20 protein-coding genes and 1 pseudogene are annotated in these 26,960 nt (G+C 53.9%); 10 read left to right on the plus strand and 11 right to left on the minus strand.

Features of this window, described 5'->3' with window-relative positions; genetic code table 11:
• Positions 1–366 precede the first annotated feature (366 nt).
• From RUESEDTHA_RS10860 to RUESEDTHA_RS10870, 3 genes are all read right to left on the minus strand, one after another.
• Positions 367–1,299 carry a cation transporter gene (locus RUESEDTHA_RS10860; RefSeq protein ID WP_180886738.1) on the minus strand — a complete coding sequence of 311 codons (933 nt, stop codon included), beginning with the start codon at positions 1,297–1,299 and terminating at the stop codon, positions 367–369.
• Positions 1,300–1,361: 62 nt separating this feature from the next.
• The gene (locus RUESEDTHA_RS10865) at positions 1,362–1,973 is read right to left on the minus strand and encodes a TetR/AcrR family transcriptional regulator (protein WP_180886739.1); all 612 of its coding nucleotides are present in this window, start codon (positions 1,971–1,973) and stop codon (positions 1,362–1,364) included.
• A gap of 72 nt (positions 1,974–2,045) precedes the next feature.
• Positions 2,046–3,320 (minus strand): serine hydrolase, encoded by a 1,275-nt coding sequence (locus RUESEDTHA_RS10870; protein ID WP_180886741.1) that lies wholly within the window; start codon positions 3,318–3,320, stop codon positions 2,046–2,048.
• Between the two features lie 387 nt (positions 3,321–3,707).
• Here RUESEDTHA_RS10870 and RUESEDTHA_RS10875 point away from each other — a divergent pair, with 387 nt between their 5' ends.
• Both RUESEDTHA_RS10875 and RUESEDTHA_RS10880 read left to right on the plus strand, forming a co-directional pair.
• A complete protein-coding gene (locus RUESEDTHA_RS10875) occupies positions 3,708–4,604 on the plus strand; it encodes a hypothetical protein (RefSeq protein ID WP_180886743.1) in 897 nt (298 codons plus the stop codon).
• 64 nt (positions 4,605–4,668) lie between these two features.
• On the plus strand, positions 4,669–5,949 hold the full coding sequence (locus tag RUESEDTHA_RS10880; RefSeq protein ID WP_180886744.1) for a phosphatase PAP2 family protein: 1,281 nt from the start codon (positions 4,669–4,671) through the stop codon (positions 5,947–5,949).
• A gap of 159 nt (positions 5,950–6,108) precedes the next feature.
• On the opposite strand, the gene RUESEDTHA_RS10885 is transcribed toward RUESEDTHA_RS10880, so the two are convergent.
• The 4 genes from RUESEDTHA_RS10885 to RUESEDTHA_RS10900 are packed head-to-tail and all read right to left on the minus strand — an operon-like array spanning position 6,109 to position 11,586.
• A complete protein-coding gene (locus tag RUESEDTHA_RS10885) occupies positions 6,109–6,510 on the minus strand; it encodes a hypothetical protein (RefSeq protein WP_180886745.1) in 402 nt (133 codons plus the stop codon).
• Positions 6,507–8,597, minus strand: coding sequence for a hypothetical protein (locus tag RUESEDTHA_RS10890; protein ID WP_170676356.1), 2,091 nt, complete (start codon positions 8,595–8,597; stop codon positions 6,507–6,509). The genes RUESEDTHA_RS10885 and RUESEDTHA_RS10890 overlap by 4 nt, the downstream gene beginning before the upstream one ends.
• Positions 8,594–10,171: a site-specific integrase gene (locus RUESEDTHA_RS10895; RefSeq protein ID WP_170676354.1), complete on the minus strand. Its 1,578-nt coding sequence runs from the start codon at positions 10,169–10,171 to the stop codon at positions 8,594–8,596. The genes RUESEDTHA_RS10890 and RUESEDTHA_RS10895 overlap by 4 nt, the downstream gene beginning before the upstream one ends.
• Entirely contained in the window at positions 10,168–11,586 is a 1,419-nt protein-coding gene (locus tag RUESEDTHA_RS10900; protein WP_180886746.1) for a site-specific integrase, read from the minus strand. The genes RUESEDTHA_RS10895 and RUESEDTHA_RS10900 overlap by 4 nt, the downstream gene beginning before the upstream one ends.
• A 478-nt stretch (positions 11,587–12,064) precedes the next feature.
• On the opposite strand from RUESEDTHA_RS10900, the pseudogene RUESEDTHA_RS21040 reads away from it, so the two are divergent.
• Positions 12,065–12,178: pseudogene (locus tag RUESEDTHA_RS21040) on the plus strand (ATP-binding protein); the annotation flags it as partial.
• A 455-nt stretch (positions 12,179–12,633) separates the two neighbouring features.
• Here RUESEDTHA_RS21040 and RUESEDTHA_RS10905 read toward each other — a convergent pair.
• Both RUESEDTHA_RS10905 and RUESEDTHA_RS10910 read right to left on the minus strand, forming a co-directional pair.
• Positions 12,634–13,314: a ferritin-like domain-containing protein gene (locus RUESEDTHA_RS10905; RefSeq protein WP_180886904.1), complete on the minus strand. Its 681-nt coding sequence runs from the start codon at positions 13,312–13,314 to the stop codon at positions 12,634–12,636.
• Between the two features lie 84 nt (positions 13,315–13,398).
• On the minus strand, positions 13,399–13,860 hold the full coding sequence (locus RUESEDTHA_RS10910; RefSeq protein ID WP_180886747.1) for a peroxiredoxin: 462 nt from the start codon (positions 13,858–13,860) through the stop codon (positions 13,399–13,401).
• Positions 13,861–13,928: 68 nt separating this feature from the next.
• Between RUESEDTHA_RS10910 and RUESEDTHA_RS10915 the strand changes: the two genes are divergently transcribed.
• From RUESEDTHA_RS10915 to RUESEDTHA_RS10930, 4 genes are all read left to right on the plus strand, one after another.
• Positions 13,929–17,315 carry a DUF3971 domain-containing protein gene (locus RUESEDTHA_RS10915; protein ID WP_255431692.1) on the plus strand — a complete coding sequence of 1,129 codons (3,387 nt, stop codon included), beginning with the start codon at positions 13,929–13,931 and terminating at the stop codon, positions 17,313–17,315.
• A gap of 44 nt (positions 17,316–17,359) precedes the next feature.
• Positions 17,360–18,406, plus strand: coding sequence for a tRNA preQ1(34) S-adenosylmethionine ribosyltransferase-isomerase QueA (gene queA, locus RUESEDTHA_RS10920; protein ID WP_180886749.1), 1,047 nt, complete (start codon positions 17,360–17,362; stop codon positions 18,404–18,406).
• A 112-nt stretch (positions 18,407–18,518) separates the two neighbouring features.
• Positions 18,519–19,790 (plus strand): MFS transporter, encoded by a 1,272-nt coding sequence (locus RUESEDTHA_RS10925; RefSeq protein ID WP_180886750.1) that lies wholly within the window; start codon positions 18,519–18,521, stop codon positions 19,788–19,790.
• A gap of 110 nt (positions 19,791–19,900) precedes the next feature.
• Positions 19,901–20,476: a DUF924 family protein gene (locus RUESEDTHA_RS10930; RefSeq protein ID WP_180886752.1), complete on the plus strand. Its 576-nt coding sequence runs from the start codon at positions 19,901–19,903 to the stop codon at positions 20,474–20,476.
• On the opposite strand, the gene RUESEDTHA_RS10935 is transcribed toward RUESEDTHA_RS10930, so the two are convergent.
• Positions 20,473–20,907 carry a hypothetical protein gene (locus RUESEDTHA_RS10935; protein WP_180886753.1) on the minus strand — a complete coding sequence of 145 codons (435 nt, stop codon included), beginning with the start codon at positions 20,905–20,907 and terminating at the stop codon, positions 20,473–20,475. The genes RUESEDTHA_RS10930 and RUESEDTHA_RS10935 overlap by 4 nt on opposite strands.
• A 216-nt stretch (positions 20,908–21,123) precedes the next feature.
• Here RUESEDTHA_RS10935 and lpdA point away from each other — a divergent pair, with 216 nt between their 5' ends.
• A complete protein-coding gene (gene lpdA, locus RUESEDTHA_RS10940; protein ID WP_180886754.1) occupies positions 21,124–22,518 on the plus strand; it encodes a dihydrolipoyl dehydrogenase in 1,395 nt (464 codons plus the stop codon).
• 141 nt (positions 22,519–22,659) lie between these two features.
• Here the strand turns inward: lpdA and RUESEDTHA_RS10945 are convergent, their stop codons facing one another.
• Entirely contained in the window at positions 22,660–24,045 is a 1,386-nt protein-coding gene (locus RUESEDTHA_RS10945; RefSeq protein WP_180886756.1) for a dipeptidase, read from the minus strand.
• 332 nt (positions 24,046–24,377) lie between these two features.
• Here RUESEDTHA_RS10945 and hemA point away from each other — a divergent pair, with 332 nt between their 5' ends.
• The gene (gene hemA / locus RUESEDTHA_RS10950) at positions 24,378–25,601 is read left to right on the plus strand and encodes a 5-aminolevulinate synthase (protein ID WP_180886758.1); all 1,224 of its coding nucleotides are present in this window, start codon (positions 24,378–24,380) and stop codon (positions 25,599–25,601) included.
• 128 nt (positions 25,602–25,729) lie between these two features.
• Complete coding sequence (locus RUESEDTHA_RS10955) at positions 25,730–26,944, plus strand: helix-turn-helix domain-containing protein (RefSeq protein ID WP_180886760.1); 1,215 nt, start codon at positions 25,730–25,732, stop codon at positions 26,942–26,944.
• Positions 26,945–26,960: the final 16 nt, after the last annotated feature.

The following is a 26,960-nucleotide window of genomic DNA, read 5'->3' on the forward strand; positions in this document are numbered from 1 at the left end:
TTCGTGCACGGGCGGAGCGTGGGACACAATAACCTCGCCTAACGCCGGACTTGGCAATTCAATCGATGCGCGTCTGGCTCACGATAAGCGGTTAAAGTGAGTGCGCAAACAGGACAGCTTGCCTCACTTCTCCAGTGACTTTAACAAAAAGGTCGACTTTCCGGTGGATCAGTACGGAGCACCGCACCACCACCCGTTTCGCAAGCGGTCGCTACGGTGCAGTTCAGATTTGCATTTTCAATGCTCGCTGTTAGCTCACTGTTTTCGTTTTGCGCAGCAAGCATGATTGGATGTTCGCCGCCTTAAGCTGACCTTCACAATAGCCAATGCGGAATTGGGCAAACCTAAAAAGCGAGGGTCAAGTCTCTAATGCGTTTCTGAATCTCCGCTCGAAGAAGTCACCACAGTCAATATGTTCGCGTGTTTAAGTTTCTGTCGCAGACTCTGCTCCAGTTCATCCGAAAGAGTGTCTACTTCAATTGCGGACACTGGTCGCTGAGGATCAAATAAGACAACGATAGAGTGACTTCTCCCTGCTTTTACAATCAATAGTTCAACCAGCTTACCACCGAATGACGCTATCGGCTCATTGACGACACCAAGCACCATTTCATAACTGGCCTTTGGCGCTGCGACCCCTGCCAACTCGGCCAATCCCGCTCGAAAGTCTGCAAAATAACGAATTGCAGCCATCGAGCATAAGACTAGAACAATCAGAGAGTCTCCGATGGGGGCGACAACCGCCAACGGTCCATCGTCTATCGAAGCGACCAAAAACAAACCAACACCCGCGGCCGCGGTCACAGCGCCGTCAAAGGCAGCCGCATTGGCCTCCAGCTTTAAGATATCACTGCGCTTTCCGCCCTTCCTCCAGGCTCTCTGGTGAAACAACCAAAGAACCAGGCAAGTCATCAAGATGGCAGCGAGATAAACTGCGATAGGCTCGAACAGCAAAGGTGGCGGCAGCTGACCGTTCGCGTATGAGCCGATGCTACGAAGCGCATTGATGATTGCGAAGAGCACCACACCAAGCAACGAGAGAGCCCTGAATGTTGTGAAAATTGACTCTTCCGACCCGTAGCCAAAAGGGCGAATCTGGTCTGGCGCCTTTTGGACCCTTCCAATTACCCTTCGTGCAAAAAGTGCTGCTGCAAAGCCGACAAATGAAAACAACCCATCTAGGAGAATAGCCTGGGAGTTTGAAAGAATGGCTGCGCCGATACCCGCGAGCCCCATCAAGAGCGTGCCAATCATACTAATGGTTAGAGCACGTTGCTCAGATGCATGTTCATTCTGCACGAGTGCCTCACAAAACTCTTGAGTGGACCGCTAAAGGTACAGTGCTTGAAAGGACCTGGCTGTCAAACGCCACGGCGTGGAATGCGATCTGGGATGAACTGCCGCAAATATGAGATCGATGCAGAAAGCCCATCGTCAATCATCTCGGGGGTCAGAGCCCCATGCCTCTGAAATGATAGGCTAAGGAACAGATCAAATATCTCGATTGCATGGAAGAAACGTAATTCGCGTTGGTCAATCTCAGGCAAAACAAAGTAGCTGTTCATGAGTTCCGCGAATTGTGCACCAAGCTCAAAGTCGTTCTGTCTATCGGTAGCCTTGATCGCAGGTGCCGTTGTACTCCCCAAGATAAGTCGGCAATAGCCTGGCTTCCTTTGATACAAAGCGACGCCTCGGCGTGCTGCGTGTTCGAACAAGCTACGCCAATTCTCCAAGGCAGTGCCTGAGTAGGGCGAGATTATGTCTCCGATTAACTGCTCGCCAAAACGACCGGCAGCAGCTGCAAACACCTCGTTGGTCCCCTTGAAAAAGTGGTAAGCAGAACCTGACGGGATATCGGCTTCTGCCGCGATCCTGTGCATGGTGATATCTGGAAGGTCTTCATTTTCCAGAAGTGTTTCGGCAGCGAGGATCAACTTCAATCGTCGCTCCTCGCCTTTAGCGTAGTGTTTCATTCACAGTCTTTACCATTGGTATTTGACACGTCCGTACCAACATCAGAACCCGCGCGTCAAATTCCAGCTGCCCTACATCTTTGCTGTTTCATCTAGAATCGCTGGAACAATCTGTAGGAAAATCATTGAATTCATGCGTTCTGTTTCCGTCTGCGGGTAGCCACCGTTCATTGCAATGACGGTTTCACTTTCTGGCTCAACCACCAAAACCTGACCGTGTATTCCGACAAACGCCGCGAATTTGTGGTCACCAATTTCCAAGATCCGGATCTGATCTTTATACCACCCATTTGGCGCGAGCACGGCCTCTTTTCCGTTGCTCCAAGCACCGCGGACCCTGTCGTTTCCCATCCACAGGGCGTCCAGGAAAGCGGCAGGGATGACTTGATCTCCAGCGTAGTTCTTACCTCCGGCGAGCATCATGCGTCCGACGCGCGCGAGGTCACGCGTTCTCATGTTCAATCCCCCGGATGCAACTGTTGCACCCGACGGGTCAGCCATCCAATATGCCTCGCCCTCAGCTCCTAGCTTTGACCACAACTTGTCTTGCAAATACTCGGCCAATCCAACACCGGTCGCCGCTTCGACAGCAAGACCCAGAACTTCTGTGTTGGGGTCCTGGTACTGATAGTGTGTGCCTGGTTCATATTTTCGTTGCGCGATTGTCACCAGATAATCTTCGATGCCGTTCAAACCGCTATCATTGGGTCCGTTCCATTCCTGAGACTCGGTGAATTTTGGGTCCCACGAAAGAAAGGGCGGTGTGGGAATGTCGAGGCCTGAATTCATGTCGGCCACGTCTTGCAACGAAACGCCTTCAAACGCTGTCCCTTTGAACCTTGGCAGATAAGCTTCCACCGGTGCCGTCATGTCCAGTTTACCCTCGGCCGCAGCAATTCCAGCAAGAATGGCAGTGAAGGACTTCGTTACTGACATGTCCAAGTGGGTAGATGTTTCATCCATCCCGTTCCAAAAATGCTGGTGCAGCAGGTCGTCGCCCTTCAGAATTACCACTGTATGGTTCTTGAGCCTGTCCCGCAACAAAGTCTCGATATCCAGTGGACCATCAGCGTCTTCAGCAGTCAGTTCGGACAAATCGAGACTCTTGGACTCCGTCCAGCTCTCGGGCTCAATGTCACCGCTCGGTTCAACAACGTAGTGACGCGTGAACTTGTAGGCATTGGGAAAGGTTACGGCTGCATTTTCGCCGCTATCCCAGTTTTCTTGGGTGACTCCAAAGCCTTCGACTTGATCGAGGAACGCCTGATCTGGAGGCAGTATTGACTGAGCATATGCTGCTGATGACAGGAGAAAGCTAACTGCTACTATACAATTGATTTTGTTCATCTGTTTTCCTTGATGCCGTTGAGCTTATTTCTAATGACTGCACTGCATATTTTATGAAATCGAAGCGCGGTCAGATCTGAGAAGTGTGCTGTGCGCCATGGGCTGAGCGCTGTATTTGTTATTCGAGTCCAGCTTCACCGATATGGGTACACCAAGAATGCCGATGTCGACAATAGTCGAGTTTTTGGTCGGGATTTCAGCCATGCCGGGTTTTCGCTACCGCGCATCCTTGCTAAAAAATTATGCGATTTTATAACCTTGTGACAAATTGGTTTCGAAAATTTCCAGAGCCCAAATCCACTGCTCTCGAAGTTATCGACAAGAGTCGAAACTAGGGTATAAAAATCTCGTGGGAGAGTCTGGTGTATCTGACCTTAGGAGCTACCCTTGTTTTGCATGGTAATTGGGCCTTGGGCCCGAGCAACTCAGTTAAGCTCGCTGGCCAATCGATTGTGTGTGCTCTCCAGGCTAGTTCTCTTTAGTGTTTTTTGCTCGGTAATTTTATGCTCTCTCGCTTATGCGCAGGAAGAGTGCGACGCCGCGTGCCAGGCCGCACGTAAAGCACAGGACCCGCTCGCCGCAGTCACCGCACTACTTACGGATAACACAATCGGCTTTGGCCCCAATAGCGACAGCACAACCTACAATTTTCAACTTCAACCAGTTTACACGTTCGAAGGAGAAACCGCGAATGTGATTTTGCGAGGTTTGATACCTTATGTTGGGTTGCCGGGCGGTGTAGCGGGAGCAGATTCCAGCCTACCAGAATTCGCCCTTTCCGACAGTGGTGGAGGAACAGATTTCGGCTTTAGTGATACCATTGTTCAGGCTTTTTATGTTCCCGAAGTGGAGCCAGGAAAGTTTAAGATCGGGTACGGTGTCCAATTCTCATTTGATACAGCCGAAGACGGGTTCAACGGGCCTGGAAACGGAGCGGGCCTCGCTCTTGTTGGGTTCAATTTTGCTGGCGATTTGTCTTATGGCGGGGTGGTCGGGCATCTTTGGGGAGAGGATGCTTTTTCGCTCACCACCATACAGCCGATAGTCTTCTACAATTTGGAGAATTTCCTCGGAGGCTCTTACGTCGGCTACTCCAATACGAGTAGCTATAATTGGAACACAGGTGACTGGGTTGTTCCCGTCGGAGCGACCTTCGGGAAGACGTTCATCGTGGGTGGCGGAAATGCTGTCGACCTGAATGTTGGTGCCTACTATCTCGCCGAGGCGCCGGACAACAGCAATGACTGGCAGCTCAAATTCGGCGTTTCCTGGTTCTTGCCGTGAAATCAACTCATGAGGATAAGTCAGCGCACTAGTTTCAAATAGGGCGCAAGTTGAGGCGTTATTTATGGGAATTCGAAGAAAACTAACTTCAGTAGTACTATGTGCGTCACTAGGTGCACTGTCTTCTCCGTCACTTGTATCTGGGGACACGACTGATGACCTCGAAGACGTCGGTGATGTTCTCCAACTGGCAATTCCTCTCGCGGCCCTTGGGATAACTTACGCTAAGGACGACAAGGAGGGGCGACAACAACTCGCAAAGGGTGTTGGCACGACCTTTCTGACCGTTCAGAGCCTTAAGTTTCTTGTGGAGAAATGGCGCCCCAATTACTCGGCGGATAATTCCTTTCCGTCGGGGCACACCGCAGCTGCATTCTCGGGTGCTGCCTTCCTTCAAACACGGTACGGGTCCAGCTACGGCGTACCAGCTTATCTGCTAGCGTCATTTGTCGGTTACACCCGAGTTCGCGCCGAGAAACACTTCTCCGACGATGTCCTGGCCGGTGCAAGTATCGCAATGCTTAGCAATTGGTTGTACGCGACGCCTTTGGAGAACGGAGTCAGGGTTCTTCCCACAGTCTCGCAGGATGCAGTCGGTTTGCAGGTTTCGATGCTTACTGGATCAAACAAATCGGCAGAGACAAAAGAGACAGAACCCTTCAAACCCAGGTTTAGGTTTTCATTCTCCTTCGGCGCGAGCAGTCTGGACAACAACGACGTACGATCTCCCAGTTCAACCGGCTCACAGCTAGACCTTGAACAGTTTGATACCTTTTCAAACCCGACCACAAGTTCCGCAGCGAGTTTCGAGTATTTCATGTCTGATCGGCACGAGTTCTACGCGGTCCTAAATCCGCTAGAGGTACGAGACGAAGGCACTTTTTCAAACCCCGTTCGGTTTGACGGCACGGTATACCCGGCAAACACGACAACTGCGATGGATTACGTTATGAACGAAATTCGTGGCGGTTACCTGTACAACGTCGTCCCTGAAGGTCGGTTCGATTTAAAAATTGGCGGGGGTCTGACCTTTCAAAATACCTATGTGCGACTTGTTTCCGGAAATTTGGATCGTGAAGTCGAAAGCAACGACTTTGCGCCATACGCGAGCATCCATGCCACCTATGAACTGTCTGATCGGTTAGAATTTCAGTTGGGTGTCGACGGCACCTCGTTTGACTCTGTCGAGTTTCTAGATGCGGTCGCCTTGCTGAGCTACGAACTCACACCACAATGGGATATTGGAGTAGGCGTTCAAAGCTTCAGCCGAAAGCTGGATGTGGCTGAATTGGAGAACAAATACGATGCCACAAGCGTCTTCTTGAATGTTGGGTATTCATTTTGAATGATTTGGATGTAAACCAAATAGACTGCTGAGGCTCAAATTATACATCTATTGTTGCTCTGAGCAATGGTAGCGAATGCTGTTAGCGAGGCTTTGCAAAGTCAGCTTTCTGCGCATTGCAGTCGTTGGGGCATCGCGCAGCATCGGCCATGCTGCGACTCATTTTCTGCGTCCCTCTGGGTAGGTATTCCCAAGTCTAGAGACGTTAAGCGGTTGCTTCATCAAGCGAGGATCAACCCCTTGTGCTACAGCGTTTGACAAGATCACGTCCAATTTCTCTTCGAGTTGAGCGATCTTTTTCTGCTGTTCTTCCATTATTACAGCGGCGTTTTTTGGTGCCTTTCGGGCTTTCTTACCTTTATCCGTCTCTCTTTTGCGCGAGAAGGCTGCCGCTTTGTCTTGGTAGGCCGCATGGATGAGAGGGTGTTTGAATAACTGCTTAGATGAGATTTTGACAACCTTGGATTCAACTTTATCGTGAATTTTTTTCTGGGTGATTTCGCCCCTCATTTGACCAATCAGGAATAAAATTTTATCCACTTTTTCGGGCGTAAGCTTCACGTCAAACTCCACGTGGTTCGAGAGGTTTCAAGCTCTGCCAGCTTTTTCTCGATGATCCGTTCAGCGTGGCTGAACTCGATCAATGGGCCGAGGTCGGTATTGCGGATCAGAGTCCCTTCGTTTGCTGGATCCATAATGGCCTCAGCGAGTGCTTGGCTACGAGCGTGACTATGTTCGATTGCCTTTATGGTTGCTTCATTGACCCGCATTCCTTTGGCCTGGCGAGCACGTAGAGTTTCAAGAGATTTCTGATCTCTTTCGGCATCTCTAAGAAGCAGATCAGCGGCTCTTTTGGAACCTCCTAGGCACACGAGCCTCGTGCACGTTCTACAGGCGCCAGCTCGGTCGCACGGCTCTTGATTGAAGCGACGGTTGCAATATCCGAATAAAGTCGACAGAAGATGCATCTTCAGGTTTGCAGTTTCGTAGGCCGCATTTTCGACATCCGAGTCGTCCACAACCCTGATTGCCGGTAGGTTCTCATCCTCGCCACTGCGCTTTATTTGTTCGACTTGATACAGTTTGTCTGTGTGGTCGTAGTTCCGGTTTTGCATGACGTTCGCACGACCACTCCAGTAGGCTATGTGTGATTGGGGAACGTTGGCGCGTTGAGCCATCGTGTTTAGGTAATGGCGCATTTGGTGTGTAGTGATTTTGGGGTACTTACCGTTCTTTAACCGAATATCGAAACGCTCGAAGATGGAGGGAACCGCAGGGTTAGTGTGGCCACTTTTGTGAAGACTTTCTGGCCTGCCTGACAAGACGAGTTCGACCACACCACTACTTAATGCTTCTATCATGTAAGGCCGTGCCTCAGTATTGTGAGCAAATTGGTTTTTTAAGCAGACGCACAGCGCCTCGGAGTATGCTACCGAAGACAACTCGCTGAGCACAGGCAAGCCGTGGGGTGCTTCCGCCAAGCACTTCTCTTCGATTTGAGCAAAGTCGTACACAGCTATGGGTTTTCCGTTTTCGCAGGCCCTGTACTTGGCAGCTAGGATGCGCCTGGACTGAAGCCAGTAATTTCCACCGACACCAAGAAATTCTTCCAGCTCTGAACGTGTGATTTCGCCCGTTGCCCGAACATGCTGAAGATTCGTAGGGACAAAGACTCTGCCAGGGTTCTCCATCATCCATTTTGCTAACTTGCGCGCTCTCTCAGTATGTTCACAGATCCTTTCGAGTGCCAGCTGAGCAACCGGAACCATTTCTTTCGGAACAAATTTAATCATAGGCTTGCCGCCCTTTACTGGCCACCACCTGAGGCCAGCCTTGAAACGACAGTCTTCGTTGAAGGGCACATCTGGGTTGGCGTAACCTTCGCCCGGGTTATGCAAAGCCTGAACCTTGGCTGGTAGAATGAAGACTTCCTCCTTTCGAGAGGGGGCACACATCAAAAGTGCGACAATGCCCATAGCGACCTGATCTCGCGGCGTTTTTGCCCGGTGAAAGGCTTCTCCCAAGCATGACACTTCCTCTTCGGTCAGGTTTTTCCGGAGAGAGTACTCATTCACTCTGCTCAGAAAGCGTTTGTCCTGGAGTTCTGGGTGCCACCAGCTCTTCAAGTCATGCGCGATGCCCGCTCCCTCCAACACTCGCGCAATAGATCGCATGGTCTCGGCAGCCTTACGCTTATGGGATTTACTGGCTAACTCGACGACTTTGTTCAGGTCTGACTTTGCTATAAGGTCTGCACGGCCGGGATGTCCTCGACTTTCTAGAACGCGGTCTAAAATGCGGCAGAACTTCACCTTGTGCCTAAAGACATTGGATTTTCTAAATTTTCCTGTTTTTGTGGCGTTTTCATTGAGTTGAAAGGCGAAGTATGCCTTTGCGAAGTCACCAAACGGCACGTTCATCGCGAACTCGGGATCATTCGCGCGGGACCGCTGTCGATCCGCATGATGGAAACCAACCGTTTCTCCCTTGGAATTCCTTATCCGCTTTACAAAAGCAGTGATGTCCCAAGTAGCACTGTCCCAAACAACATGTCCCTCGACGCGAGGGTCAAAGATCGACAGTTTCTTAGCCTTTGCGATGTATTCTTCAACTGAGATTTGTTGTTTCGACTTGAAGTGCAAAGTCAATTGGTGCTCTCCCGTTCATTGCGCGCCTGATGCTGCATTTTTTTAGCTGCTAAGACCGCAGCAACGTGTCGATTAAGTTCTCGAGAATATTCGTCATCACCATGCATTTTCGCTTCTGCCTTTCTGCCAGTCAGAAGGTGCAGTAATGGGTCAAGATCGGAATCAATTGAGAGATTGAAATGACGGCAGAGAAAGCATGCATATGGCGCTGCGAGGCTTTCCAGCGCGCTACAACCTCCAGAATCGCATGCACCCAGATCTGGAGCACCGTCAGCCTCGGTTGCTGTAATAATTGCTCCGAATTCGAGGTCGTCGGGTTGCGCTTCGGTCACTTGACCCAAGAACCTGCCTGCGACATGTACCATCTTACCGTCCAGCAGACTACTCATTAGCTGATGATGTCGAGAGGCTAGTTCGATGTAGGCTTCGCAGCTGCCGGGGCTGGTATGATGCATCCATGCCGCGATTTCTTCCGCCGTACATCCTCGCATCGCCATGATTGTCGCGATAGTGTGCCGTTCTCTCATTTGGTTAAACACCATTGGTTCACCAGTTCGAGGGCTTATGATGTTTAATCTTCCAAGAATGGCTTTGAAACGTTCGGAGGCTAGGTTCGCAGTCATGTGACCTTCGTAACCCGCCTTTGTTTGACCTTTTGAGCGTCGTGCTCTTTTCTTATTAACTGAGCGACAATCTGTAACAAACTCATCAGTCCTCGCGGGAAATAATGGTTTCTCTTGATTCCACTCAGGAGCAGGAATGCCACCGGTTAATCGATCCAGGTAAGCTTCTAAGGCGTGGGTAAACAGCATTGGCGCAGGTCGCTTAGGGCCGTACCTTTCGGCTTGGGTTCGCTTCTGCTTTAGGATTTCGAACCGGATAGAGGTCTCCACACCGTGGTGCTTCGGAGTTCTTATGTCCCGAAGTTTCAGGTTGGCATTCATTGAGGCTCGTTGGCCATAGAGGCGAAATGTTTGAACTAGCACATATTGAGCATCATTGATGGCGCCGTTTTCGTAAGCTTCATGGAGTTCGCGATCCACCATCGCGATTTCGCCATCCAAGTAGGGACCCGACTCTGGATCTAGGGTCAGAATATGAACTTTTTCGTTTTCTTTTTTTCGGAAGCCGTCGATTAGTTCAGCCGCATCCGGGGCAATCCCCGGAAATCCAATTTCTTGCCATGAAGAAACAATGTTTCGCATGCTGTAATCACTGCCACTCGGATCACCCAATCGGTAGGCGGCAATATCTTTACGGTTGATCCAACCGACCAGGTCGTTGTTTTCGCGCCTGAGCCAGACACAGGGTCGCTTGAAGGCTGTCAACTCTGCAAGAATCGAAGAAGCAAGGTTGGTTTCGAGCCGATAAGCCACCACTTCCTTGAGCGCGTTTTTCATCAACGGCGACAATACCTCAGTACACCATTCAAAATTGAAGGTAGCAACGCTACCAGTTGCGCTCACTTCCCAATAATCAGAAGTGATATCGAAAGTTTCACCGTTGGCAGCTCGGCGGAAATTGGTTGGGCGCAGTGCTGGTATGCCGTGAGAGCACGGTTTGTGCTTGTTCATTTCTTACCTTTCTTCTTTCTCGCGGCTTCTTCGGCCACCTTTTCGCGGTGATCGAGCAGGCTAATGTACTCACTTGTCTCTGAGCCAATTATGTTGAGGAATTCCGTATCTTTGGCAGCGGCTCGAGCTTCCTGTTCCGCCCAGATCGTTCGGATGCTTTTCGCTGCGCCAATGTCGGACTCTCCTCCGAGATAGCGAGAGATCATCTGAGATGTTCCCGACCACCCAAAGTGATAGGTGAAAACCTTTCGAGCTTCTTCGCCGCTGGCTCCAAGTTCGTTTAGAAGCCTGGCAATTTCTCGAGCCTTCCTGTGTCGCATAGGGTGAGGCGTCAGTTTTCGAACTCCAGCTGCTCTGGAGGCGTCTCTGAACACATCGTCAATTGCGGTCTTGGACATGGGCTTGCCATACTCAGTGGGATCACGAGCCAAGTTGACAAACATGAAGGAGTTTGAGTTTCTGCCGCTTTGAAAATCGATGTCGTCCCTCACATCCATCCATTCATCGAGGGTCTCGATCAGCAACGGCGACGATTTCAAACTGATTTTCCGGTCGAAGGTCTTTGCGTTTGGCTGACGTTTCCTAGGGTCTTCTGGGTCATTGTGGCGGCGAACGACCTCGATCAAATCATCTTCGCTCTTATAGTCTTCGGTCTTCATTTGACCCAACTCGCCAGCGCGCAAACCAAGGTCGGAAAACATCAATAAAATAAGGTAGTTTCGTAGTGCTCGAATTCGGTTCTTGGGCCAGACTTCACACGGATTGCAGATCGCTAACCACAGGGAAAAGCGATCTGCGGCTTTCTCATGATCGTATGCCTTGATCCGGCTTTGTGGCATACCTTTGCGTAACTTTCGAAAGTAATGCGCATAGCTCCCCGGCACTGTGTGGTAGCCGCCGTCACTTAGCTTGATCGCTGGTTCCAAGAGCTGTTTGCGACGGCACAGTTTCTGTTTGGAAACTGGACTTGGCTTTTTTCGAAGCAAGCGATTGCCATATTCGCCGAGCCACTGGAGGTATTCTTCAATACCAATCTGCCGTTGGATTATTGTGCCAGCTTGAACGCTTCGCTCTTCCAGGCACCTGGTAAGAAACTTCTGCTCATTCAGGGGCAAAACCCACGCCAGTTTACGCAAATCCTGAATTTGAAAATTCAGGAAGTAGTTTAAGTCTGCGACTTGCTCTAAGCTCAGGCATTCTCCATCTAGCATGATGGTATAAAGGTCGATACCTCGGTGAATTGCCCAAAGTTCGAGAATGGTGATGTGAGATAGTCGAGTGGAAATAGTATCAGGGGTGTAGTTCCGCTGACGTGTCTCGCTGACAACCCAAGCCCAAGGCCACAGAGCGATGCTGCCATCTTCACGGTAAATCGAAAATCGGGTTTCGCCAGCTCGAGTTTGAGTCTGTTTCACAGGTTGTCGGCCTAGTGTTGAAATGGGCTTCAAGGGTTTCTCCGAGGCAGTGGACGGTCTCCAAACGATACTCGAATGGAGGCCAATCTTCAACTTTCTCGCGCTTGGTGCGGTTCCAAATATTATGCAAGAACAAATGCTTATACTATTCTTGCTCCATAATGGATAGATGAAAGGACTGTTCTTGGTTCCAAGGATAAAAGAAGAGTGGAGAGGCAATGGTGCCCTACGAATGTCTATTCTTGGCGATAAGGGCCCTAAGATTTTTTTTGACGGTCTAACGCGTTTTTGAGCATTGTCGGTGCCAGTTTTGACCAGCGCTGCGAATCACCGGAGGTGTCCGCAACTGCAAATGATCGAAGGGAACAATCTCGACAGCCAAAGCAACTTGGAGGCGCGGACCCACGCGGCCTCACCAGGCTGCACTTTTGCAACCATCATCGGCAACAACGCTTGTACCTGTCACGGTTTGATATCGTTGACTGGAGCCTTTCTCAACAGGCTTACCCATCATGTCAGAATTCTTGAGGTGAACGGTGACAGCTATAGCCTGACGCAAAGCAGGGCAAAACAGCTCAAAGACAACTCTTGAAATGGAATTTCGATTGGTCCTGACGGACCAAGGCACCTCGGCACACGCCAGCTATTTGGAGAGCGCGCGTGCCAAGGTGCCAGTCACTCTGAAATGGCCTGGTATTGCGCCTCTCATTGGTCGGAAAACATACCGCCGTTGGCAGTCCAATAATGAAAACGTCTGAAGTAGTTGAGATCATCTGAGTCTCCGTCCGTGACTGTAAGTCAAATCTAGTCAGCAACGAGTACCTAACTAAGTGGCATCAAGTGCTGTCGGTTATTCTTGATCCCAGAACGTCCAATCTTGTAAAGCATTGTGATGATTTATTTTTTGTAGACGCTGCGTATGTGTATGTGGGCACATTTCGAAAGTTCCATCCGAAAAATACTTGTTCTGTAATCCCAAGTGATGAAGCAAGTCTTTCGAAGAGGGATTCTGACTTGATGAAAATATTTTTTATAATTTACAACTACTTAGGCGCTCGAAGCTTCCTCTGTAAAGAAATGGTTGGCATATAAATGAAACCACTTTGATCCATAGGCCACGTGCCCGACTTCTTCGGCGTAGATCACCTCGAGTGCGGCGATGGCGTTCTCAGCCTTCGCCTTGCGGAAGATGTCAATCATTCCGGGGGTTACATCCAGCCCGCGGGCCTCCAGAACCATCGGAACCACAGCCAGCCGTCCCATCAAATCCTCGGCCGTATCTTCGGCCGCGCGCCACATTCCCGCATGGGCGGGCAGGGCACCGTAAAAGCTGCCCATCTGCTCAAGGCAGTCGCAAACCATCTCGAAATGACGTGATTCTTCTTCTGCGCATTTTACCCAGTCGTCGTAGAAACCGATTGGCATGGGCACATGTCCGAACCGGGCGATGATGTCCCAGTGCAGATCAACGGCGTTCAGTTCGATATGAGCCACGGCGTGCAGCAGGGCAATCCGCCCGGCCTCGGTTCCTGGTCGGCGTTTGGGAACGTCTCGGGGCGACAGCAATTCAGGCTTTTCAGGCCGCGACGGGTAAAGCGGTGGGGTCGCTGTCCCAATCTCCATCTCAGGTGCGTCACCCGTGCGAGACGCAAACCACTCGGCGGCATAGCGTTTGGAAAGGGCGGTTTTTGCGCGCCCTTCCGCAGTGGTCAGGACTTCGGTCGCCATTTGGGTCAGCGTTTTCGACACCGGGTTTCTCCGCTTTTGCGTTTGCGCGGGTCTTAGACTGGATGGCGGTCGCAGGAAAGAGGGTCAGAGCGCGCACGCAGCCTCAAGCACCTCATCCACGTGACCGGGGACTTTGACCTTGCGCCAGACGCGGGCGATCTTGCCGTCGGCGTCGATCAGAAAGGTCGAGCGTTCGATCCCCATCGACTTGCGCCCGTACATGTTCTTTTCCACCCAGACGCCGTAGTCCTCGCAAACGGTTGACCCCTCGTCGGACAGTAGCGGGGTGGTCAGGTTGTGTTTGGCCACAAACTTGTCGTGCTTGGCAATGGTGTCCCGCGAAATGCCGAAAACTTGAGCGCCCGCCTCGGCAAAGGCTTGAAGTTGTTCCGAGAAACCGATGGATTCCTTGGTGCAGCCCGGCGTATCATCGCGGGGATAGAAGAAAAGAACGACGGCACCGCCGCGCAGGTCTGACAACGTGACCTCGCCACCGCCGTCGCGGGGCAACGTGAAATCAGGGGCAGTGTCTGTAACGTCGGGCATTGGAAACTCCGTTAAAGGTTTTTAAGTGCTGCCCGTCATCATAGGGCGGCGCGAGCGGGTTGAAAGGCGTGGATAGAAAATTGGTGCAGCACGAAGACAAAAGTGCAGATCAGCCGGGCAAACCCCGGCGCGGTCGGTCGCGTCGTCGTACTGCCCTTCGCTGGACGATGTGGTTCGCTATTTCACTTGCTGCGATGGCTTTTGCAGGGTGGTTCTTTTTGATCGGTCAGCAATTGCACGCCCCGAATTGGATGCGGGTTCAAGCTGAAAAGCGGCTTGATCAGACGCTGGGCGGGCTGAAAATCCGGTTCGGGGATGCCACCTTTTTTGTGAATGAACAGTGGCGCCCCCGGCTTCGCCTGACGGATGTGACCATCAGCGATGCCGCCGGACAGCAGATCGCCCAAGTGTCGGACTTGCGCACACGCCTGTCGATGCGGGGGCTTTTGCGGGGGCAAATCCGGCCAAGGCGCATAGTTCTGCAAGACGCGCAGATCGCCCTGACGCGCGGTAAAGATGGCGCGTTGTCTCTGACGGTCGGCACCGGCAGCTCGCCCGTGCAGCAGGCACCTACGCTGGCTGAACTGATCGAAGAGTCCGACGATGTGTTTCTTTCTCCGATCCTGTCGGGCCTAAGGTCGGTTGAGTTGCAGAACCTGACGTTGGACTATCAGGATTTGCGCCTGGGCCGTGCCTGGGTGTTCGACGGAGGGCATATTTCGATTGCGCGCAGCGGGGACGAAATGCGCCTTGCTACCGGGTTTTCGGTTTTGACCGGCCGGGATTATGCCAGCTCGATCGAGGCCAATTATTCCAGCGTTTTGGGCACGCCCGAGGCAAGTTTCGGCGTTTCCATCACCGATCTGCCCGCCGAAGATATCGCAGGACAAAGCCTTGCGCTGGCATGGCTGCAAGAACTTGACGCGCCAATTTCCGGCGCCCTTCGCGGCAGCGTCGACGATCAGGCCGCATTGGGCCCGCTGTTCGCCACACTGAATATTGCCGCAGGTGTCATCCAGCCGACGCCCGAGACACAACCCATTCGATTTGACTCTGCGCGGACCTATTTCACCTATGATCCCGATGCGCAGGTGCTGGATTTCAACGAAGTCTCGATCGTTTCCGATCTGGGGGCGGTTCAGGCCAGCGGCACGGCGTATCTGCAGGGGATTGAAGATGGGACATTGGAAAGCCTGACGGCGCAACTGGATCTGAACAAAATTGATATTTATCCCGGCGGTCTTTTCCCCGAGTCACTTGAATCGGCACGGGCAAATCTTGACTTCCAACTAAAGCTGGCACCGTTCGAGGTGCGATTGGGGCAACTGACACTGGTCGACGCAGACCATACTCTGCGTGCTTCGGGTAATCTGATCGGCCGCCCAGATGGATGGGTGGCGGCGCTGGATGCGTATCTGAACACAATGACTGCCGACCGGCTGCTGAATTACTGGCCTGAAATTCTGGCCCCGAAACCACGGCTTTGGGTGTCTGAAAACCTGTATGAAGGCCAATTTCGGAACGTCGAGTTTGCTTTGCGGCTGCAACCGGGGCGCAAGCCGGACATTTACTTGGGGCTTGGGTTCGAAAACGCCAAAATCCGCTATGCCAAGACGTTACCCCCCATTCAGGACGCGCAGGGTCGGGTCAGCTTGCTTGACGATCGGTTTACCGCATCTGCCGAAAGCGGGGTGGTGATCGCCGATGCTGGCGGGGCGGTAGATGCTTCGGGCACGTCGTTCATCATTCCCGATACAACAATCAAGGGTCCGTCACCGGCCATCGCCCGGATCGAAGCGCGGGGTTCAGCGACTGCGGCGCTGTCGCTGCTGGATCGCAAACCTCTGGAGTTGTTGACGAAAGCCGGGCTGCCTGTGGATCTGGCTCAGGGTGAGGTCAACCTGTCGGGTACTCTGGCGTTGCCTATGAAGAAAGGTTTGAAGTTCGAAGAAACAGAGTTCCACTTCACCGGCGAAATCGACGATGTGGCAAGTGACAGGTTGGTGCCGGGTTTCTCAGTCAGTTCAGACCGCCTGAATGTAAAGGGCGATCAGAATTCGGTCGAGATTGGTGGGTATGGTCTGTTTGGTGATGTTCCGATTGACGTGACATGGCGCCAACCCATCGGTGGTTCAGGCCCACAACGCAGCGAGGTTACCGGTGAAATCGAACTGTCGCCCCGTCTGATGACCGAGCTGAAAGCAGGATTGCCGCAGGGTATGCTGACGGGGCAGGGAACTGCGCAGGTCTCTATCGGCATCGGAGCAGGCGATCCAATAAAGCTGGCAGCGACCTCTGATCTGGTTGGCGTTGCCTTAGCCATACCCGAGCTTGGCTGGCGCAAAGGCAGGCAGACCGCCGGAACATTGAACGTCGACGCCACGCTGGGCGATCAGTTGCGTGTGGATGAGCTTAAGCTGGACGCGGCGGGTTTGCGTACCACGGCTTCGATCTCGTTTCGCGAAGGGGGGGATTTTGACAAGGTTCAGTTCAGCTCTTTCGATCTGGGCAACTGGCTGGCCGTCCCTGCCGAGCTGGTGAATCGTGGGTCGTCCGTGCCGGATATCCGCGTGCTGGGCGGTGTCATGAATTTGGGTGGAGCCACTTTCGGCGAAGGCAGCAGCGGTGGCGGAGGCGGCGGGCGCGGGCCTGCGCTGGACGTCGTACTGGATCGCCTGCAGGTAACGGAATCGGTTGCGCTGACGGGATTCAACGGATCATTTCAGACGTCGGGTGGCATCACCGGCGCATTCACAGCCGGCGTGAACGGAGGTGCGTCGGTTCGCGGACAGGTCACCCCGCGCGGAGGGCGCAGCGCCGTGGGACTGAAGTCATCCGATGCCGGTGAAGTGCTGCGATCGGCAGGGGTTATCACGCAGGCACGAGGCGGCTCGCTTGATATGAGCCTCGAGCCCGTTGGCGCGCCCGGCAATTATGACGTTAACCTCAAGATCGTGAATACCCGCATTACCGACGCCCCGGCGATGGCCGCCTTGCTGAACGCGATCAGCCTTGTTGGTTTGTTGGATGAAATGGCGGGGCAGGGTATCTTTTTCTCGACCATCGAAAGCCGGATGCGCATTACACCGACCGAGGTCAAAGTCCTCAGCGGCAGTGCGGTTGGCCCGTCCATGGGACTGTCTTTTGATGGCACGATAGATACCGTCGCGGGGATGCTGAATCTGCGGGGTGCGATTTCGCCGATCTATCTGGTCAACGCGATCGGCAGCGTTTTCACCAAAAAGGGTGAGGGCGTGATTGGCTTCAACTATAATCTGACAGGCCCACTGACCTCGCCCAAAGTGTCCGTGAACCCCTTGTCGGGCCTTGCGCCGTTGTTCTTGCGGAACCTCTTGCGCGCGCCAGCGCCCACTGTGACCGACGGCCCGAATTCCCTGCCTGTAAAACCTGATGAGCCAAAAAAGACCTTTGGTTCCCCTCCGAAGGATCGTTGATCTGAGCTGTTGCTGAATCCGGTCTGGCCTTGTATGGCGCGCGCATGAAACTCAGCGATTTTGATTTCCACCTGCCCGAAGACCTGATTGCCACGCGCCCGGCAACGCCGCGTTCGTCCGCGCGATTGCTTGTGGCCGATGGCGACGCAATCTCGGACGCGCATGTGTTTGATCTGCCCGATTGGTTGCAGCCTGGAGATCGCCTTGTTCTTAATGACACGCGTGTCATCCCGGCGCGCCTGAACGGTCGGCGGCACCGCGACAGCGCGCAGGGCCCTGTTTCGGCAGCGATCGAGGCTACCCTGCTGGACCCGCAAGCCGATGGAACCTGGGCCGCGCTGATCAAACCGTTGAAGAAGGTGAAACTGCACGAAGAGATCAGGTTCTCGGACCAACTCAGCGCCACTTTGGAGCGGGTAGATGACGGGCAGGCGTTCCTGCGGTTCAACCTGACCGGAGAGGACTTTGACACCGCGCTGGAACATGCCGGTGCGATGCCCTTACCGCCCTACATCGCAGCCAAGCGTCCGGCTGACGATCAGGACAAGACAGATTACCAGACAATCTGGGCCCGAAATTCGGGTGCGGTGGCTGCACCGACCGCGTCGCTGCATTTCGACGAGGCGCTTATGCGCGCGTTGGACGAGCGCGATGTGCAAATCACTCATGTCACACTGCATGTCGGTGCAGGGACCTTTCTGCCGGTGAAAGTCGAAGACGTGACCACGCACAAGATGCACGCCGAATGGGGCAGGGTTAGCGCGCAGGCCGTCAGCGAAATCCAAGAAACCAAGGCCGCCGGGGGACGGGTCATACCAGTTGGAACCACCGCATTGCGCCTGATCGAAAGCGCCGCGCGCTCGGGCCGAATCGAACCGTGGGAAGGCGAGACAGACATATTCATCTATCCCGGCTTCCAGTTCCACGTCACCGACGCGCTGATGACCAACTTTCACTTGCCGAAGTCCACGCTTCTAATGCTGGTGTCGGCTTTGATGGGGCAGACTCGCATGAGCGATGTCTACGCCCACGCTATTGAACAGAATTACCGGTTTTTTTCCTACGGAGATGCGTCGCTTTTGATCCCGTGACTGCCGCGTTGTCGGGATCGCATTACGGTTATGTCGTAGACAAGCATGCCCAGAGCCGTTTTTCATACCAAAACGAATCCGTAATTCAGACCGATTTTTAGCGGAGGTCCCAATGATCCAGGTCCTGTCCAGCGCATGGGCGCTTCTTCTTGGCGTGGGCCTGCTTATGGTCGGCAACGGTTTGCAAGGCACGATCCTTGGTGTTCGCGGCGAGATTGAGGGGTTCTCGACCCTCGAGATGTCCTTTGTGATGTCGGCGTATTTCGTGGGTTTCCTCGGCGGATCGCGTCTGGCGCCCGAGATGATCCGGCGCGTGGGGCACGTCCGTGTCTTTGCGGCGCTGGCTTCGTTCATTTCGGCCGTGATGATCATGTATCCGATGTTGACCGAGCCTGTGGCTTGGATCCTGGGCCGTGTCGTTATCGGGTTTTGCTTTTCCGGAGTGTACGTTACGGCCGAAAGTTGGCTGAACAATGCCGCCAGCAACGAAAACAGGGGGCAGGCGCTGTCGCTGTATATGATCGTCCAAATGACAGGGATCATCACGGCACAAGGCTTGATGCTGGTCGGAGACCCCGCAGGCTATGAGACCTTCGTGATCGCGTCGATTCTGGTTTCTATTTCCTTTGCGCCGATCCTGTTGTCAATTTCACCTACACCGGCCTTTGACACGACCAAGCCGATGACCCTGCGCGAATTGATGGGCAAGTCACCGCTTGGATGTGTCGGCATGTTCCTGTTGGGTGGTGTATTCTCGGCTCAGTTCGGCATGGCGTCGGTGTACGGTGCACGGGCCGGGCTGACGCTGGTCGAAATCTCGACCTTTATCGCCGCGTTCTACGTCGGGGCCGTCGTCTTGCAATATCCGCTCGGCTGGTTTTCCGACCGCATGGATCGCCGGTTTCTGATCATGCTGGTTGCCATCGCCGGGGCCGGAGGGTCGATCGCCGGCATGTTGTTCGGAACGACATTCCCGATCCTTTTGATTGCTGCTTTCGTGATCGGTGGGATGTCGAATCCGCTCTATTCCCTGTTGATTGCGCATGCCAATGACTTCCTCGAGCACGAGGATATGGCCGCTGCTTCTGGTGGACTGGTTTTTATCAACGGGTTGGGTGCGATTGCCGGGCCGCTGATCACCGGTTGGTTGATGGGCGACGCCGTGTTTGGCCCTCAGGGGTTTTTCCTGTTCATCGCGATGTTGCTGGTCATAACCGCAGGGTACGCAATGTATCGCATGACACAGCGCGCCGCGATCCCGGTCGACGAAACGGGTACGATGTCTCCGCTTTACCCCACAGCCTCACCTGTTGCGTTTGAAGTAGCGCAGGAAGTGGCCATCGAGGCGGCCGAAGCCGAGCAGGACACGCAAGATATTGCCTAAGACACGGATTTATGTCGCAAGTGTTGCAATATGTTACTGTAACAAACCTGTAAAACATCCTTAAATGACGTTACGTCCCTGGGGGAGGCGAACAGACGGAGTTTAGGGCAATGGCAGGGCCTGAAGACGTACTGAGTTTTTGGTTGGATGAAGTCGGTCCCAAGGGTTGGTATTTGCAGGATGATGCGCTTGACGCTGAAATCCGCGAAAAGTTCCAAACCATGTGGGAGGCAGCGAATGAGGGCAAGTTTTCCCTTTGGCTGACCTATCCCAGTGGTGCTTTGGCGTACATCATCCTGATGGATCAATTTCCACGCAACATGTTCCGAGGCAGCGCCAAGGCGTTTGCATCTGACCGCGCGGCCTTATCAGCGGCCAAATGCGCTGTGGACAAGGGGTGGGATCTGAAGATCGACGAGCCCGCAAGGCAGTTCTTCTATCTTCCCCTGATGCATTCGGAAAATCTGTGTGATCAGGAGCGCTGTGTGCGGTTGATGTGTCAGAATGTCAGCAAGGATTCGAGCAATCTTTTGCACGCACGCGCACACCGTGAGGTTATCCGGCAATTCGGGCGGTTCCCATACCGCAACGAAGCGCTATCGCGGCCAATGACCAAGCCCGAAGCGGCGTATGTCGACATGGGCGGCTATGGCGCGACGGTCCGAGAGTTGCAGGCCGCCGGTTAAGACGCAGGCACGCATCCACGTATTTCAATGATCCGGTCGGCGATTGCGTCGGCCGAGGCCTCAATGGCTGTATTGATCAATTCGTCTGGCGATTCCGTCAGTTCCGAAATCCGGGCCTGCTTCGCCTGTAGCTCTTTTTCCAGATTGTCGAGCTTGGCTAAAGCGGTCGAGATTTTCTGCGCCGCCGCGCTATTCGCAACGCTTTCGCCAATTTGAATCGAGGACAAGTCGCTGCGCAAAGCCGCCAACTCACCTCGAACCCCCTGCAGTTCCTGCTTGAGGGGCGCAACAATCTGGATATTCTCAGCGAAGGCTGTCGTGATGCCTTCGACCGTTGAGGCTAGTTTCCACCCCAGAAACAGACACAACGCAACCAGGATGAGTGTGGCGTTCAGCAATGCAAGCAACAGATCTTTAAGCGTTCTGGCCATGATAAGCCTCTTGAATTTCTTGGGTTAAACAATTGCCATCAACAACCGGCCCTTAACTTCTAGCCATAGTAGGCCGCTGGGTATAGGCTCAAATCAGTGCATTTGGCGCCACTTGACCCTGCGTCGCTTTTGTCGCGGGGGCAATGTATTGATGCGCAAATAAATTTAGTTTAATGGTAAACTAATTTCTGAATCGACCTGCGCCGAGAGGGAAACATGGCTGCACAATCTTTTGATCTGATCGTAATTGGCGCCGGTCCCGGCGGGTATGTCGCAGCTATTCGTGCGGCCCAGCTTGGCCTGAAAACCGCTGTGGTCGAACGTGAACATCTTGGCGGCATCTGCCTGAACTGGGGATGTATCCCGACCAAGGCGCTGCTGCGGTCGTCAGAGGTATTTCACCTGATGGAACGGGCCAAGGATTTCGGACTGAAGGCGGACAAGATCGGCTATGATCTGGACGCTGTTGTCAAACGCTCACGCGGGGTTGCCGCGCAGTTGTCCGGCGGCATTGGTCATCTGCTGAAGAAGAACAAGGTCACCGTGGTGATGGGCGAGGCGACAATCCCCGCCAAAGACAAGGTTTCGGTCAAAACCGACAAGGGAACCGAAGAGCTGACGGCCAAGAATATTGTTCTGGCCACAGGCGCCCGGGCCCGCGAATTGCCGGGCCTTGAGGCGGACGGCGATCTGGTCTGGACCTACAAGCACGCATTGCAGCCGCCGCGCATGCCCAAGAAACTGCTTGTCATCGGGTCCGGTGCGATCGGTATCGAATTCGCCAGCTTCTACAACACGTTGGGGGCAGATACGACAGTGGTCGAGGTGATGGATCGCGTGTTGCCCGTTGAAGATGCAGAAATAAGCGCCTTTGCTAAAAAGGCGTTTACCAAGCAGGGCATGACCATCATGGAAAAGGCGATGGTCAAGCAGTTGGACCGCGCCAAGGGCAAAGTGACCGCACATATCGAGGTCAAGGGAAAGGTGGAAAAGCATGACTTTGACACTGTAATCTCAGCGGTCGGGATCGTCGGCAATGTCGAGGGGCTGGGCCTTGAAGCATTGGGCGTTAAGATTGACCGGACACATGTGGTGACGGACGAATACTGCCGGACCGGGGTCGATGGCCTTTACGCCATTGGTGATATCGCAGGCGCTCCGTGGCTGGCGCACAAGGCCAGCCACGAAGGGGTCATGGTTGCCGATCTGATCGCGGGCAAGCACGCGCACCCGGTCAAGCCAGAAAGCATCGCAGGCTGTACCTATTGCCAGCCGCAGGTCGCGTCAGTGGGATATTCCGAGGCGAAAGCCAAAGAGCTAGGCTATGATATCAAAGTTGGTCGCTTCCCTTTCATCGGCAACGGCAAGGCGATCGCGTTGGGCGAACCGGAAGGGATGATCAAGACTATTTTCGACGCCAAGACCGGAGAGCTCTTGGGTGCACATATGATCGGCGCTGAAGTCACGGAGTTGATTCAAGGGTATGTTGTCGGGCGCCAGTTGGAGACAACCGAAGAAGACCTGATGAATACGGTATTCCCGCATCCGACACTGTCGGAAATGATGCATGAAAGCGTACTGGACGCGTATGACCGGGTAATCCACATGTGAAGGGCCGCCAATGGGGGCTCTGCCTCCGCCGCCCGTATCGGGCGACTCCCCCGGGATATTTTTAGCCAGATGAAACGGGGGATCCGTACTTCATCTGGCCTCAAATATCCCGGAGCGCGAGGCAGAGCCTCGCATTAAAGTCTATCTGGTCAGAGCGTCCAGAATGCGCGCCCATGATCGGATGCCCTTGTGGAAGCTTTTGACGTCGTATTTCTCATTGGGGGAATGGATCGCGTCATCGTCGTTGGCGAAACCAACCAGCATCGAGTCCAGCCCGAGCTCGGTGTTGAAATAGCCGACGACCGGGATAGAGCCTCCCATACCTGTGAAAACAGCCTCGCGGCCCCATTCATCGGATAAGGCACCCCGGGCGGCTTCGAATTCGGGGCGGTCCAGATTCATGACAGAAGCGGGCGAGCCTTCCAGGTCGTTGTCCCATTCAATCTTTGCATCCGTCGACAGGCGTTGCTCGACATGCTTTCGTATCTTGTCGCGCAAGTCATCCGGATCCATGTCGCCGACCAGACGGCAGGTGATTTTGCAATGGGCCTGCGATGGGATAACCGTTTTTGAACCGGCACCGTTGTATCCACCCCAAAGTCCGTTCACCTCGAGCGTTGGGCGGGCCCATTGCTGTTCAAGCGCGGAAAACCCTTTTTCGCCGTGCGGCTGCGTGTACCCAACAGAGTTGAGGTATTCGGCCTCATCAAATCCACAGCCTTCCCATTGGCGAAGCTGTTCGGCTGGAACGTCGTGGACACCTTCATAAAAACCGTCAACGGCGACGCGGCCAGTTTCGTCATCGTAAAAAGACGCGACAATTTTTGATAATTCGCGAAGCGGATTCAGGCCGGGGCCACCATAGTGACCCGAATGCAGGTCAATCCGGGGTCCGATAATTGTGAATTCGTCTTTGAGCATCCCGCGTAGTTGAGATGCGATGGAGGGAACGCCACGCGACACCATCGACGTGTCGCAGACCAAGGCCAGATCTGCCTTTAGTTCAGCCGCGTTTTCGCGCAGGAACGGGACCAATGAGGGCGAGCCGGATTCCTCTTCACCTTCAAAGAAGAAAGTGATGCGGCAGGGTAGGGTGCCGTGAACGGCTTTCCAAGCGCGGCATGCTTCGACGAAGGTCATCAATTGACCTTTGTCATCGGATGAGCCTCGGCCCCGGATAACCGGGCCATTCTCGGTCTCTTCGATCGCGGGGTCGAACGGGTCACGATTCCACAGGTTCAAAGGGTCGACGGGCTGAACGTCATAGTGACCATAGAACAGCACATGCGGCGCGTCGTTGCCCTCACCGATATGTCCCACGACCATGGGATGCCCGGTGGTTTCCCGCTTTTCCGCCGCAACTCCGATGGATTGCAAATCCGAGACCAGCCAGTCGGCGGCCTGACTGACATCAACGTCATAGGCCGGATCCGTTGAGATCGAAGGAATGCGGAGCAGTTCCATCAGGCGGTCTATTGAGGTTTGAAGATCGGCGTCGATACGGTCCAGAACAGAGTCCAGCGACATGGGGGTCTCCTGCCATTATGATTTTGGCGGAACCCTATCAGCGCCATCGGCGCCGTCCAGTGCGCTTTTGACGATCGCGGGGCAAGAGGCGAAAATAGTAGGTGGATTTTCCGTATTGCCTGCGTCGTTTCCCCGCGTCTGTTTGTCGAAACTTTACTTGTCGAGTGGGATGCAAAAAGATATTTGATGCAAATCAAATACGCATTCTCTTAGCTCGTTATATGTTTTGAGCTTAAATTGAGTGCATCGGTGCAATTTCGGATCTGTCGGAAACGGTGCCATAAAAGACGTTCGACCGTTGTGAACAAGGTCGGGCAAGTAAGGAGAAACCGGTGGACTATACTGCTCAGCTTGATTCAGCGATCGCAAGGCTACATGACGAAGGCCGCTACCGGACTTTCATTGATATCGAACGGCGCAATGGTCACTTTCCTTATGCTGTTCGGACGCGCCCTGACGGGTCGCAGCAGGACATCACCGTATGGTGTGGCAACGACTATTTGGGTATGGGGCAACACCCGGTCGTACTAAACGCGATGCACGAGGCCGTTGACGCCGCCGGAGCTGGTTCGGGCGGCACGCGCAACATTTCGGGGACGACTGTGTATCACAACCAGCTTGAAGCCGAGCTTGCTGATCTGCACGGAAAAGAAGCGGCGTTGCTGTTCACAAGCGCCTATATCGCCAATGACGCAACGCTGAGCACGCTGCCAAAGCTGTTTCCGGGTCTGATCATCTATTCTGATGCACTGAACCATGCATCAATGATCGAAGGTGTGCGTCGCAACGGTGGTGCCAAGCGCATTTTCCGTCACAACGATGTCGCCCATCTGCGAGAGTTGCTTGAGGCTGACGATCCCAAGGCGCCCAAGCTGATCGCATTTGAATCCGTGTATTCGATGGACGGTGATTTTGGCCCAATCGAAGAAATCTGCGACTTGGCTGATGAATTCGGCGCGTTGACCTACATTGATGAGGTTCACGCCGTCGGCATGTACGGCCCGCGCGGAGGCGGTGTGACAGAGCGTGATCGTTTGGCGCATCGTATCGACATCATCAACGGTACACTGGCAAAAGCTTTTGGCGTGATGGGCGGCTACATTGCCGCGAGCGAAAAGATGTGCGACGCCGTACGCTCTTACGCGCCGGGCTTCATCTTCACGACCTCTCTGCCGCCTGCGGTCGCTGCGGGCGCAGCGGCGTCGGTCGCGTATCTGAAGAATGCGACAGAACTGCGCGAACAGCATCGAACCCAGGCACAGATCCTCAAACTGCGCCTCAAAGGGCTGGGACTGCCTTTGATTGATCACGGCAGCCACATCGTTCCTCTGATCGTCGGTAACCCGGTCCACACCAAAATCCTGAGCGATCGGTTGCTGGACGACCATGGAATTTACGTTCAGCCGATCAATTTCCCGACGGTTCCGCGTGGAACCGAGCGCTTGCGATTCACCCCTTCGCCGGTGCATGGACCCGACGAAATGAACCGTTTGGTAGTCGCGATGGACGAACTTTGGTCACATTGTGCGCTAAATCGCGCCGAACTTGCTGGTTAACCTCACGCCAAAGTGTGCAACTTGTTTGTCGCGTGTTAAGCTTACGCTAACAAAATCAGTGTTCGAATCATTCAGGCAGTGATTCGGCGCTAGCGTTAAACACGCGTAGGCAAAATGGGGCAGCAGGGATGATTGGGCGCAGATCTCAGCGCGAATCCGAAGACGACGTTGACGTCCGGCCAAAAGGCTATGACGATTATGAGGTGCGGCTTGGTGACATGATGCGCGGCGAACGCGCCACCATGGGCAAATCTCTACTGGACGTTCAGCGAGAATTGCGGATCAAAGCCAATTACATCGCAGCCATAGAAGACTCTGATCCAGATGCCTTCGACACACCCGGCTTCATCGCCGGGTATGTGCGTTCTTATGCCCGCTATCTGGGCATGAACCCTGATGAGACATTTGCGGCCTTCTGCAAGGAAAGCGGATTTGAGGTCGCGCATGGTATGTCCGCAGAGGCGTCCGTTGTCCGTAAGCCGGTGGGCGGCTTGCCCGCCCGGGGTCCGATGGGCCGCGACCCGTTCATTTCGCCGAATACGCCGTATATTCCAGGCAAAGAGTCTCTGGTCAGCCAAATTGAGCCTCGTGCGATTGGATCGTCAGCGGTGCTGTTGGCTTTGATCTGCGGTATAGGCTACGGCGGGTGGGCAGTTCTGAACAAAATCCAGCAGGTGCAGGTTAGCCCGGTTGAACAAGCCCCGGTCGTTCTGTCCGACCTTGATCCGCTAAATGTCGCGCGTGCTGACGGGTCAGCGGAAGAGGTGGAGACCATTCAAACCCCCAGCGCCGAGGCACTGGATCGTTTGTATCGGCCACAGGCCCTGGATGTTCCCGTGCTTGTTGCACGTGACGCACCGATTTCGACACTTGATCCGCGTTCGGTCGGAACATTCCTTCCGCCAGAGCCGCCAAAGATCGAAGTGGCCGAGGTTCACACTGTCGAACGCCCGGCACTGCCGCAGGTGGTTGAACAACTGGACACAACGCTCAAAATCGTAGCCGTCAACCCGGCATGGATGCGGGTTACAGCCGCGGATGGCAGCATCATATTCGAAGGCACTCTTGGCACGGTCGAGCAGGGCAATACGTTCGAAGTTCCGCTTACGGAAGAACCTCCGCAACTGCGCGCCGGGGCGTCCGGGTCGGTATATTTCTCGATGAACGGTGAACATTTTGGCCCTGTTGGAAATCCTGGAACGGTCGCAAAGGGCGTAATCCTGTCCAAGGATGCTGTGGCTGAGCGTTACGATGTTGCCGATCTTGAGGCTGAACAGAATAGCGCCCTAAAGCGTTTGGTCGCCGAATTGCAGGCTGAAGCTCTGCAAGACCCGGCTGAGTGATCTTGCCATTGCGATG

It is taken from the genome of Ruegeria sp. THAF57, from assembly GCF_903914075.1.
In the GTDB taxonomy this organism is placed as follows: Bacteria; Pseudomonadota; Alphaproteobacteria; order Rhodobacterales; family Rhodobacteraceae; genus Ruegeria.